This window comes from Allobosea lathyri (genome assembly GCF_900108245.1).
GTDB classification, from domain to species: Bacteria; Pseudomonadota; Alphaproteobacteria; order Rhizobiales; family Beijerinckiaceae; genus Allobosea; species Allobosea lathyri.
This window is the reverse complement of the sequence record NZ_FNUY01000003.1, coordinates 593,596-605,628: the sequence shown is the minus strand read 5'-3', so window position 1 is coordinate 605,628 and position 12,033 is coordinate 593,596. Positions and strand designations below refer to the sequence as shown.

Here is a 12,033-nt window from a genome sequence, read left to right as displayed (position 1 = left end):
CCGCCGCCACCGTGACCTCCGCCACCGCCATGACCGCCGCCACCGTGACCTCCGCCACCACCATGACCGCCGCCGCCGTGACCTCCGCCACCACCATGACCGCCACCGCCATGGCCGCCACCTGAGCCACCGCCCGAGCCGCCACCCGTGCCACCGCCCGAGCCGCCGCCCGAACCACCGCCGGAGCCGCCACCGGAACCACCGCCGGAGCCGCCACCCGTGCCACCGCCCGAACCGCCGCCTGCGCCGCCGCCCGAACCGCCACCCGAGCCTCCGCCTGCGCCGCCGCCCGCGCCGCCGCCCGAGCCTCCGCCCGCGCCTCCGCCAGTACCACCACCGGCGCCGGCGCCGGATCCATTATTGGAGGCGCTTCCGCCGCCGCCCTGGCCGCCGCCGCCCTGGCTGCCGTCACCGCCGGAATTCGCGGCGCTGCTCGGACCTCCCGAAGACAAGGCTCCCGTCGTCAATGGCGGGCACGCCCAGAATTCACCGCCACCCTGCTGGACAAGAGAACACGCCTGGTTGGGCGCGCGGGTGCGCCTCCCGCTGGAGGCAACGGCGCTGTAATATTGGACATTGCCGGCCCCGGCGCCTTGAGGTGCAGAGGCAGTGGCGCCGATTGACGCGGTGGAACGCGGCGGGCAAACCCACAGCTGTTCGCGGTCATATTGCTGGATGATGCAATCTCGGCTGGGCGCACGCGTTTTGCGACCATTGGCGGATGTGGCGCTGTAATATTGCACGCCGCCTCCAGCCGGGTCGCTCAGGCCGGGCCCCGACATTGCCATGGTCGTCTGGCGTGGCGCGCTGTTGCGCCCCGCTGGATCGCATTCCCAAAGCCAGAGGTTCCTGATGAGCTTGCGTTCGCAGGCCCCATAGGGCTGCGGCGTTGGAGCGCCGTTGATTGCGAAACCCTCATGATATTCAGGCCACGGATTGGGGCTTTGAGCGTAAGAAAAAGTCGAAGTCGTTGCAAGAAGTCCGGCAATAAAAATTTTACGCTTGAAATAACGCACGACAACACCCTCCTGCTCCAGAGGACGACCAACTCCAGAGCTACTAATTACATTCTGAAAATTCTCGCTTCAAATTTTAGCCTTGGTCATTCCAATGAGTTAACTGATAAACTGTTCTCGAGCCGCGCTCAATTTGGCATTTGCGCCAAGCCTCTACCTCCGACGGACTACTCCGACGATGCGGGCTGCGATCGAGAAGGGACGCAGGCGGGCGATTGTTTCTGTGGCGATAGCCGCCACCGCATCCCGCCAAAACAGGCAGCACGCCGGGGCTAGAGCATGCTGCATTTTCGTGGAAACGCGGGTCATCCCGGGCGCAGCCCTCGGGTCCGACCTTCGGTCGGCCCAAGGATAAACTCCGCGGAGACCCGGGATCCATGCCTGAACATCGACCGCAAGCGCTCCGGATTGGATCCCGGGTCACGCCCGGGACGACGGCATGTTTCCGAGGGAAATCAGCGCGCTCTAATCCGAGATGCCAACCGCCGACTGGCGCGGCGCTACTTTTTCAAGCCTATCCGGACTACGATCGGCTTCCACGCAGTTAAGCTCCGCCACGCTGAGCGCGATATGTTCGCCGCCTTCAGCCGGCAGCTTCGAAGCGAGGACAGGCCGATGCGCGTTCTTGCCTTAGTTCTTGCCTCAGTTCTTGCCTTAGTTCTTGCCTCAGTCAGCGTGACGCTGATTTTGGCCGCTGGAGCAACGAAGACGCGCTCGCATGAAGCCGCCAGCGGCTGGGACTATCCGTTCGAATGCTGCTCCGGCGCAGATTGCGCCCGGATCGACCCCGAAGCCGTCGTCGAGCGCCCATCGGGTTACATCGTGACGATCGCGCCAGGGCATCATCCGATCTGGGCCACGGAACGCCGCAAGCCCCTCATCCTTGAAATCCCCTATCAGAAAGCGCGCCTGTCGCCGGACGGCCATTGGCATCTCTGCATCAACGATGCCGGCGAACTGCTCTGCTTCTTTTCGCCGGTCGGCGGCTCGTAGCCCCGTCAACTAAGCGTCGTTTCCAACGGAAAACAGCACGCTAGCTGACGATCTGCCCGCGAAAGGCCCAGCGGGTCATGCGGCGCTCGACCAGCGCACAGGCCGCATACATGCCGATGCCCATGATCGCGATCGAGAACAGCCCGGCGAAGGTCGTCGCCGAATCGTTGCGCGCGCCGGCCGACAGCATCAGGAAGCCGATGCCGCGATTGCCGCCGACCGTCTCCGACAGAACCGAGCCGACAAAGGCCAGCGTCACCGCGACCTTCAGGCTGGCGAACAGGAAAGGCATCGCGCGGGGGACGCCGACCTTGGTCAGGATTTCCCACTGGCTGGCGCCGAGCGAGCGCATCACGTCGCGCATTTCCGGCTCGATGGTCGCCAGCCCCGTCGCGACGTTCACGACGATCGGGAAGAAGCTGATGACGAAGGCGGTGATCACCGCCGGCAGCGCGCCGACGCCGAGCCAGATCATCAGGATCGGCACGATCGCGACCTTCGGGATCGCGTTGAAGGCGATCAGCAACGGGTAGAGCCCGGAATAGATGAAGGGCGAGGCGCCGACCGCAAGCCCGAGCAGCAGCCCGAAGCCGATCGCCAACACGAAGCCGGTCATCGTCGTCGCCAGCGTCTCCAGGCAGAATTTCAGCAGGATTTCCCAGCGCAGCACCATGACCTCGAAGATCCGTGTCGGCCGTGGCGCCAGGATCTCGGGCACGTCGAAGACGCGGCAGGCACCTTCCCAGAGGAGAAGGAGCGCCGCCATCGTCAGCCAGGGCATGGCGATGAGCAGCATGCGCCGCTGCGTGTCGGTCATCACGCATGCTCCTTGTGGATGCATTCGCGCAGTTCGTGGACGATGTCGACGAAGCCGATCTCGAAGGTGGTCTCCAGCGTGCGCGGGCGGGGCAGCTCGATCTTGCGGACCTTGACGATGCGCCCGGGTCGCCGGCTCATCACATAGACGGTGTCGGCGAGATAGACCGCCTCGCGCAAATCATGGGTCACCAGCACGGCGGTGAAACGGCGCTCCATCCAGAGCTTCTGCATCACGCCCCAGAGCTCTTCGCGCGTGAAGGCGTCGAGCGCCCCGAAGGGCTCGTCGAGCATCAGGATCTCGGGCTCGTGGATCAGCGCGCGGCACAGGCTGGAGCGCTGCTGCATGCCGCCCGAAAGCTGCCAGGGATATTTGTCGCCGAAGCCGCCGAGCCCGACGGAATCGAGCAGCGCCTCGACGCGGGCGACATATTCCGCCTTGTTGGCGCGGAAACGCTGCTTGTGAGGCTGCACGACTTCGAGCGGCAGCAGGATGTTGTCGCGCGTCGTGCGCCAGGGCATCAGCGTCGGCGCCTGGAAGGCCATGCCGACGCCGCGGATCGGGCCTTTGACGGGAACGCCATGCACCCTGATCTCGCCGCTCGTGGGCGGCAGCAGCCCGGTGACCAGCTTCATCAGCGTGGACTTGCCGCAGCCGGAGGGGCCGACCACCGCGATGAACTCACCCTTGGCGATGTTCAGCGTGGCATCGTCCAGCGCGACCATGCGCTCCTTGCCGCTGCCATAGGCCAGACTGACCTGACGCAGTTCGACGAGCGGAGGCGAGACATCGGCGGCAACACCGCGCGAGCCCTCATCCTGAGGAGCGAGCACGGCTCGCGTCTCGAAGGATGATCCAGATATCACCGGCGCCTCCTGAAGCATCCTTCGAGACGCCATTCCCAAGGGAATGGCTCCTCAGGATGAGGGCTGAGTTGGATAGCGTCGGTCAGGGCGCGACCATCCGGTCGGCCTTCGGCGGCAGATACTTGTTCGAGAACACCTTGGCCGGATCGGGCGCCGCAGGCAGGCCAAAGGCCTCGGCGACGTCGACGACCGAACGGGCGAAGCGCGCCGGATCGACATCGCCCATGCCGTTCTCCTTCACGAAGGGGGTCAGCACGTTCATCTTCAAGGACATGTTGAGCCGCTCGGTCTCCAGCGCCTCGTCGATCAACGGATCGCGCTTCTTGGTGGCGGCAATGCCGAGGGCGGGATTGGCGGCGACATCCTTCCAGGCCTTTGCAGTGGCGCGCAGGAAGCCGGTGACGAGCTCGGGCTTGGCGGCCATGGCGGGCGAGATGATGATGCCGTTGCCATACACATCCATCTTGAAGTCGCTGTAGTTGAACGAGACGATGTCGGCAGCCGTAATGCCACGGGCCTTCAGGTCGAGGATCGACGAGAAGTAGTGGCCCGAGATGAAGTCGACCGTGCCCTGCGCCAGCGACTGCTCGCGCAGCTGCGGCGTCAGGTTGACATGGGTGACGCTGGCGGGATCGAGCCCGACCTTCTTGGCGAAGGCCGGAAACAGCCGGAACGATGCGTCGAACACCGGCGCGCCGAGCTTCTTGCCGGCAAGGTCGGCAGGCTTGGTGATGCCGCTCTTCTTCAGCGCATGCACGCCGAAAGGCGGGAAATCATAGGCGATGAAGACCGAGAGGATCTCCTTGCCGGGGTTCTTGACGTTGTACTCGATCAGCGAGTTCACATCGGAGAAGCCGATATCATAGGCGCCGGTCGCGACACGCTGCACCGCGCCGGCAGAGCCCTGCCCCGGGTCCATCGTCACATCCAGCCCCTCGGCCTTGTAGTAGCCCTTGTCGAGCGCGACGAGGAAGGGCGAGGTCGGCCCCTGGAACACCCAGTCGAGCGTGAACTTGACCGGGGTCTGGGCCGCGGCCGTCAACGGGCTGCCCAGCAGCAAAATACCGCCGAGCGCAGCCGCGCAAAAAGCCCTCCGTCCGGCTTGCGCCAGTCCCGACACAGCCCGATCCACACCGACCATCTGAAACAACCCCTGCTTTATGCGTTGAAACCGACGCTAATGGCCGGTCTGGGGGTGGTCAACCAAGCGCGAGAGTGCTCCTGCCCTTTTTTTAAGCAGGCGCATTCGCTTTGCAGATGGTGTTGCCGAAGCGTGATCCGCGACCGGCGCAGGCGCGAACGCTTACATCCGGAACACGCCGAACTTCGTCTCGGGAACCTCGGCGTTCAGGCAGGCAGAAAAGGCCAGCGCCAGCACGCGCCGCGTTTCCGAGGGCAGGATGATGCCATCGTCCCAGAGCCGCGCCGTGGCGTGATAGGGCGAGCCCTCCTCCTCGTATTTCGAGCGGATCGGCGCCTTGAACGCTTCCTCGTCGCCGGTCGACCAGCTCTTGCCCTCGGCCTCGATATTGTCGCGGCGCACGGTTGCCAGCACGCTCGCCGCCTGCTCGCCACCCATCACCGAGATGCGGCTGTTTGGCCAGGTGAAGAGGAAGCGCGGGGAATAAGCGCGGCCGCACATGCCGTAATTGCCGGCTCCGAACGAACCGCCGACCAGCACCGTGACTTTCGGCACGCGCGCCGAGGCGACGGCCGTCACCAGTTTGGCGCCATCCTTGGCGATGCCGCGCGTCTCGAAATCGCGGCCGACCATGAAGCCGGTGATGTTCTGCAGGAACAGCAGGGGAATGCGGCGCTGGCAGCACAATTCGATGAAATGCGCACCCTTGAGCGCGCTTTCCGAAAACAGGATGCCGTTATTGGCGATGATGCCGACCGGCATGCCATGGATGCGGGCAAAGCCGGTGATCAGGGTCGTGCCGTAGAGCTTCTTGAACTCGTCGAACTCCGAGCCGTCGACGAGCCGGGCGATGACCTCGCGGATGTCGTATTGCTTCTTGAGGTCGGTCGGCACGACCGCCTCGAGTTCCTCAGGCGGATAAAGCGGCTCCACTGCGTCCACGATGTCGATATCGGGGCGCTTGACGCTGTTGAGATTGGCGGCGATCCGCCTGGCGATGGCCAGCGCATGGGTGTCGTCGCCGGCATAATGGTCGGCGACACCCGAGAGGCGGGCATGCACATCGGCGCCGCCGAGATCCTCCGCCGAAACGACCTCGCCGGTCGCGGCCTTCACCAGCGGCGGGCCGCCCAGAAAAATGGTGCCCTGCTTCCTGACGATGATCGTCTCGTCGGACATCGCAGGGACATAGGCGCCGCCGGCCGTGCAGGAGCCCATGACGACGGCGATCTGCGGAATGCCCTGCGCCGAGAGATTGGCCTGATTGTAGAAGATCCGGCCGAAATGCTCGCGATCGGGAAAGACGTCGGTCTGATAAGGCAGGTTCGCGCCGCCGGAATCGACGAGATAGATGCAGGGCAAACGATTCTCGGCGGCGATCTCCTGCGCCCGCAGATGCTTCTTCACCGTCATCGGGTAGTAGGTGCCGCCCTTGATGGTGGCATCGTTGCAGACGACCATGACCTCGCGGCCGGCGACCCGCCCGATACCGGCGATCATGCCGGCGCCATGCACGTCCTTCTCATACATGTCGAAGGCGGCCAGCGCTCCGATTTCGAGAAAGGCCGAGCCGGGATCGAGCAGGCGCAGCACGCGCTCGCGCGGCAGGAGCTTGCCACGAGACGTATGGCGCTCGCGCGACTTGGCGTTTCCGCCGAGCGCGGCCGTGCTTCGGCGCTCGCCGAGTTCGGCGCGCAATGCGCTCCACGCCTCGGCATTGGCGCGCGTCTCGGCCGAATTCAGATCGACCTTGCTCTCGATGACCGACACGGCGCGCGCTCCCAAAGCGGATATGTTCTCGCCGGGTTATCGCGCGCCCCGCGCAAAACGCCAACCGGCACGGACACGCAGAAGCGACAGCGCAAATCCGCCAGTCCCCCGTCGCTAAACAAGCTTGAGCGTGACGGCTATTCGCGGGCTGCCTGCCAAGATCAATCCCCGCATGTCGTCCCCTTGCTTTGCCGATTCAGGCGCAAAGCATGGTCCGATCCGGTCAATGGAAGGTAATCTCGTCAAACCGCGATGGTCTGACCGAAGATCTGCTCGAACTCCCGCCGCAAGACCACATCGACCTCGGGCATCGTCACGGGCAATCCGAGATCGACCAGCGACGTCACGCCATGATCGCTGACGCCGCACGGCACGATGCCATCGAAATGCGAAAGCTCCGGCTCGATATTCAGCGAAATGCCATGGAACGAGACCCAGCGGCGCACGCGGATGCCGATGGCGGCGATCTTGTCCTCGACGGTCGCTTCTCCGGCTCTTGCCAGCTTGTCGGGCCGGCGCACCCAGACGCCGACGCGGTCCTCGCGCCGCTCGCCGCGAATGTTGAAGCCGTCGAGCGTGCCGATCAGCCACGCCTCCAGCGCCGCGACGAAACGCCGGAGATCGGGCTCGCGGCGCTTCAGGTCGAGCATGACATAGGCCACGCGCTGGCCGGGCCCGTGATAGGTGAACTGTCCGCCACGGCCGGAGCGATGCACCGGAAAGCGCTCGGGCGCGATCAGGTCCTCGTCGCGCGCCGAGGTGCCGGCGGTGTAGAGCGGCGGATGCTCGACCAGCCAGACGCGCTCGCGCGCCTCGCCGTCCGCGATCAATCCCGCGCGCATCTCCATCTCGGCGACCGCATCGTCATAGCCGGTCAGCCCCTCGGCCACGACCCATTCGACCGGGGCCGAGCCGGGCTCGGGCATGAACAAAACCGATAGCGCCTCGCGCGTCTTCACTTTGGCTTAACCATGTTTCGCTCAAGCTTCATTCACCGGCGGCGACCGGCTCACCAGCGGGCGCCTCATGCGCCGGAAGCAGCCGGCAGGCAAGTTTCGTTGGTGGAATTCTGAAGTAGTGTCCCGGAGGCAGGACTTGAAGGCCGATCTCGATCTCGTCCCTGTCGAACTGACCGTCGTCCTGGGGTCCACCCAGATGCCGATCTACAAATTGCTGCGCATGGGCCGCGGCGCGATCATCGAACTCAACGCCAGCGAGACCGACGAGGTCCAGATTCTCGCCAACAACCACCCCTTCGCCAAGGGAATCGTTGTCGTCAGCGGCTCGCGCATTTCCGTCGAGATCACGCAGATGCTGAAGCGGCCGACCGTGTACTCACTTCAGACTGTCGCGGAAGCCGCGTAAAATCGGGGTCTGAGGGCCTTCCGGAAATTCTTAGCCGCTTTTCCTGTCAGACGCTCTTGTGGCGACGGATTCGATTTGCTAGACCCGCGCCGCTCCGGAGTTCACCGCCACAGCGCGGAACGTTCTGGAGCCGCTGCGGTCATGGCGGAATTGGTAGACGCACTACCTTGAGGTGGTAGCGGGGAGACCCGTGGAGGTTCGAGTCCTCTTGACCGCACCAAATTCGGGCTGAAGCCCAGCAAACGGCGACCCTCGCGGGTCGCCGTTTGCATTTCCGGCCCTGCTTCATGTTTTCGCCCCGAATCCGTCATGCTGCGTTGCAAGGGCGGAGTGCGGCTGACAAAAGAGCAGCCACCACCTCTTCGAATCCAATCCTCCAGACGCGGAGCCGGGCCGATGACGGAAGCCGAGAACGCTCCCGACGACATCCTCGACCGCCCGATCCGCGATGAGGATGGGGCGATCGATGCCGGTCTCGTCGAGCAGGTTTCGCAAGCCGTCCTGCTGTCGGACCTGACGACGCTGCGCGCCATCGTCGCCGACATGCACGAGGCCGATCTCGGCGCGCTGCTGGAAGCGCTCGACGCCGATGAGCGCCCGAGGCTGATCTCGCTGCTCGGAACGGATTTCGACTTCACGGCCCTGACCGAGGTCGACGATTCGATTCGCGAGGAGATTCTCGAGGAGCTTTCGGCGGAGACCGTCGCCGAGGGCGTGCGCGATCTCGATACCGACGACGCCGTCTACATCCTCGAGGACATGGAGGAAGCCGACAAGCAGGAGGTGCTTGGCAAGCTCTCCCCTGCCGAGCGGATCGCCCTGCAGCAGGGCCTGGATTATCCCGAGGAGAGCGCCGGCCGGCGCATGCAGAGCGAGGTCGTCGCCGTTCCGCCGTTCTGGACGGTCGGGCACACGATCGACTACCTCCGCGACACCGCCGATGTCCCCGACCGCTTCTTCGAGATCTTCGTCGCCGACCCCGCGCATCATTTCGTTGGTACCGTGCGGCTCGACCGCCTGCTGCGGACGAAGCGACCGGTCCCGATTTCGGAGCTGGTCGAGGAGGACCGCCGCGTCGTCAAGGCGACCGAGGATATCGAGGACGTCGCGCGGATGTTCCAGCGCTACAACCTCGTCGCCGCCCCCGTCATCGACGATGCCGGCCGCCTGGTCGGCGTGCTGACCATCGATGATATCGTCGATGTCATCGAGGAAGCCGCCGATGACGACGTCAAGCAACTCGGCGGCGTGCATGCCGACGAGGAGCTGTCCGACCCCGTGCCCGCGATCGCCAAAAGCCGGTTCAGCTGGCTCTTCGTCAATCTGGTCACATCCTTTCTCGCCGCCGCGGTGATGAGCCTGTTCGAGGAACAGCTCTCCAAGCTCGTGGCGCTGGCGATCCTGGCCCCGATCGTGGCGAGCCAGGGCGGCAACGCCGCGACGCAGACGATGACGGTGGCGGTGCGCGCGCTGGCGACGCAGGAGCTGGGCGCCTGGAACCTGCGCCGGTTCTTCACCCGCGAGATGATCGTCGGCCTGATCAACGGCGTCGGTTTCGCCGTGATCACCGGCATCGTCGCGGCCATCTGGTTCGGCAGCAGCGGGCTTGGAATCGTCATCGGCATCGCGATGATCGTCACGCTGATCTCGGCCGCGGCCGCGGGCGTCCTGATCCCGCTGGCGCTCGACAGATTTGACGTCGACCCCGCGATCGCCTCAGGTACCTTCGTCACCACCGTCACCGATGTCGTCGGCTTCTTCGCCTTTCTCGGCATCGCCACGCTCTGGCTTGGTCTGGCCTGAGCGGGCGCAACAATTTTGGTAACGTAAACCGGCCGTCAAGCTTTCTCCTCAATTGTCCGCGAGATGACCGCCCGACGCATGCCCAGCCTTAACCTCACATCGTTCCTTGCCGCCGCCGCGCTAGCGGTTCTTGGCGGCTGCGTCGCGATGGAGGGCAACTACCCGGCCAAGGGTGACAACCGGCCCCATCCCGGCGTGGCCGCGGCCCATCGCTATCCGATTCACGGCATCGACATCTCGCGCTGGCAGGGCGAGATCGACTGGGCCGCGGTCCGGGGCGCCGGTACGCGCTTCGTCTACATGAAGGCGACGGAGGGCGGCGACCATGTCGACCCGGCCTTCCAGCGCAATTGGGAAGGCGCGCGCCGCGCCGGCATTCCGCGCGGCGCCTATCACTTCGTCTATTGGTGCCGCCCCGCCCATGAGCAGGCGGTCTGGTTCAAGCAGCAGATCCCCAACGACCCCGATGCGCTGCCGCCTGTGCTCGACGTCGAATGGAACGGCCATTCGCGCACCTGCCCGCAGAAGGTCGACCGCTCGCTGGCACTGGAGAAGATCCAGCTGATGCTCACGGAGCTGGAGCAGCTGACCGGGAAGAAGCCGGTGATCTATACCGACATCACCTTCCACAAGGAGGTGCTGGAGGGCCAGTTCAACGACTACCCCTACTGGATCCGCTCCACAGCCGCCCTGCCCGAGGCGCGCTACACGGAACGGCCCTGGGCCTTCTGGCAGTTCACCACGACCGGGCGTGTCCCCGGCATCAAGGGCGATGTCGACCGCAACGCCTTCTACGGCAATGAAGGCGAGTTCGTCGGCTGGCGCTCGGGCGAGTTCGACATCGGCACCCGCCGCTGGGAAAAGCGCAAGCCCGTGCCGCCGCAGCCGAGCCCCGGCCCTGAGCGCGTGCCCGCGCCGACCCCGGCGCCGCCGCTGGTCGCGCGGATTCCAGGCTCTGCGGCGCCGGTCGCCTCCTCCTTCGCGCGGCAGGATTTCGCGCCGCAGGATCAGGAAACCGCCGAGGCAGAGTGAAGCCGCTCGCCTCGCCGCGCCGGTTAACCAAAGCTGAAACTTGCCGCTCGATTGCGAGCCATTTCTAACCGGCCCTTAACCACGCCCTTCGCATCGTCGACCTCGATTGAGGAGAAGCGTATGCCGGTGCGGTCGAGGATTTCGGAACGAATGACGTCTGGGCGAAGCACGCTCGGCGCCATAGTCATGACAACCCTGTTCGCCTGCTTCGCCACTCCGGCTGCCGCGCTCTACCCCAAGAAGAGCGACAGCTCCCCCCATCACGGCGTCAGGGATGCCCGCCGGCAGGCGATCCAGGGCATCGACATCTCGCGCTGGCAGGGCGACATCGACTGGGACAAGGTCAAGGACGCCGGCACGCGCTTCGCCTTCATCAAGGCGACCGAGGGCGGCGACCATCTCGACCCGAATTTCAAGCGCAACTGGGCCGAGGCGAAGAAGGCCGGTGTCGCACGCGGCGCCTATCATTTCGTCTGGTGGTGCCGCTCGGCCAAGGACCAGGTCCGCTGGATGAAACGCCATATCCCGCGCGATGCCGACGCGCTGCCGCCCGTGCTCGACGTCGAGTGGCAGAACGGCTCGCAATGCACCCGCAAGATCTCGCGCGAGGCAGCTTTGGTGAAGATTCGCGAGATGCTGAAGGGGTTGCAGGAGCATACCGGCAAGAAGCCGATCATCTACACCGACATCAATTTCCACGAGGATATCCTCGAGGGCGAGTTCAACGACTATCCCTATTGGCTGCGCTCGACGGCGGCGCCGCTGCGCCATCGCTACAATCGCGAGCGCTGGGAGTTCTGGCAGTTCACCACCACGGGCCGCGTGCCCGGCATCACCGGCGATGTCGACCGCAACGCCTTCTACGGCTCCGAACGCGAATTCGCAGCCTGGCGGCAGGGCCGCTTCGACATCGGCACCCGCGAATGGCGCGGCGGCGAGCCGAAGGTCGCCGCCAACAAGCCGCCGGCGACATCGGCCGGCTCGCGGGCACCGAAAGGCGCCGGCGGCACGCCGCTGCGCATGGCGCCGCCGGCAAAGGTGCCGCAGCGCACCGCCGGCGCCCGCGACGTCGCAACGACGAGCTCCCTCGCCCGCGACTAGTCGCCGTCTGCGCCGCATCCTGTCACGAAGCTGTCATGTCTGCCGAGCCCTGTTCGGCCACGCTCCCGCATGACGCAATGCGGGAGAGGCCCTCGCCGCACATGCCAGGGCCGAGGAACTGGGCAAGAA

The 12,033-nt window shown here is 65.3% G+C and carries 9 protein-coding genes, 1 tRNA gene and 1 pseudogene; 6 read left to right on the top strand and 5 right to left on the bottom strand.

Annotated elements, in window-relative coordinates; translation table 11 throughout:
• Positions 1 to 1,295 precede the first annotated feature (1,295 nt).
• Positions 1,296 to 2,009: a hypothetical protein gene (locus tag C4S73_RS28200; protein ID WP_160115720.1), complete on the top strand. Its 714-nt coding sequence runs from the start codon at positions 1,296 to 1,298 to the stop codon at positions 2,007 to 2,009.
• A 40-nt stretch (positions 2,010 to 2,049) separates the two neighbouring features.
• Here C4S73_RS28200 and C4S73_RS10525 read toward each other — a convergent pair whose 3' ends face one another.
• The 5 genes from C4S73_RS10525 to lipB form a co-directional block, all read right to left on the bottom strand.
• Positions 2,050 to 2,826: an ABC transporter permease gene (locus C4S73_RS10525; protein ID WP_103872390.1), complete on the bottom strand. Its 777-nt coding sequence runs from the start codon at positions 2,824 to 2,826 to the stop codon at positions 2,050 to 2,052.
• Positions 2,826 to 3,551: an ABC transporter ATP-binding protein gene (locus C4S73_RS10520; protein ID WP_103872471.1), complete on the bottom strand. Its 726-nt coding sequence runs from the start codon at positions 3,549 to 3,551 to the stop codon at positions 2,826 to 2,828. Before C4S73_RS10520 ends, C4S73_RS10525 begins: the two co-directional genes overlap by 1 nt.
• A 223-nt stretch (positions 3,552 to 3,774) precedes the next feature.
• On the bottom strand, positions 3,775 to 4,833 hold the full coding sequence (locus tag C4S73_RS10515; protein WP_103872470.1) for an ABC transporter substrate-binding protein: 1,059 nt from the start codon (positions 4,831 to 4,833) through the stop codon (positions 3,775 to 3,777).
• Positions 4,834 to 4,995: 162 nt separating this feature from the next.
• Positions 4,996 to 6,603: a carboxyl transferase domain-containing protein gene (locus C4S73_RS10510; protein ID WP_103872469.1), complete on the bottom strand. Its 1,608-nt coding sequence runs from the start codon at positions 6,601 to 6,603 to the stop codon at positions 4,996 to 4,998.
• A gap of 242 nt (positions 6,604 to 6,845) precedes the next feature.
• The gene (gene lipB, locus C4S73_RS10505; protein ID WP_425290331.1) at positions 6,846 to 7,562 is read right to left on the bottom strand and encodes a lipoyl(octanoyl) transferase LipB; all 717 of its coding nucleotides are present in this window, start codon (positions 7,560 to 7,562) and stop codon (positions 6,846 to 6,848) included.
• A 136-nt stretch (positions 7,563 to 7,698) separates the two neighbouring features.
• Here lipB and C4S73_RS10500 point away from each other — a divergent pair, with 136 nt between their 5' ends.
• The 5 genes and pseudogenes from C4S73_RS10500 to C4S73_RS10480 all read left to right on the top strand — a co-directional run bounded on the left by C4S73_RS10500 (position 7,699) and on the right by C4S73_RS10480 (position 11,904).
• Positions 7,699 to 7,968, top strand: a complete 270-nt coding sequence (locus tag C4S73_RS10500) for a FliM/FliN family flagellar motor switch protein (protein WP_244595533.1) — start codon at positions 7,699 to 7,701, stop codon at positions 7,966 to 7,968.
• 135 nt (positions 7,969 to 8,103) lie between these two features.
• A tRNA-Leu gene (locus C4S73_RS10495) sits at positions 8,104 to 8,188 on the top strand.
• Between the two features lie 176 nt (positions 8,189 to 8,364).
• The gene (gene mgtE, locus C4S73_RS10490; RefSeq protein WP_103872388.1) at positions 8,365 to 9,771 is read left to right on the top strand and encodes a magnesium transporter; all 1,407 of its coding nucleotides are present in this window, start codon (positions 8,365 to 8,367) and stop codon (positions 9,769 to 9,771) included.
• Between the two features lie 63 nt (positions 9,772 to 9,834).
• Positions 9,835 to 10,611: pseudogene (locus C4S73_RS10485) on the top strand (glycoside hydrolase family 25 protein); the annotation flags it as partial.
• 378 nt (positions 10,612 to 10,989) lie between these two features.
• A complete protein-coding gene (locus C4S73_RS10480; RefSeq protein ID WP_244595531.1) occupies positions 10,990 to 11,904 on the top strand; it encodes a glycoside hydrolase family 25 protein in 915 nt (304 codons plus the stop codon).
• Positions 11,905 to 12,033 lie beyond the last annotated feature (129 nt).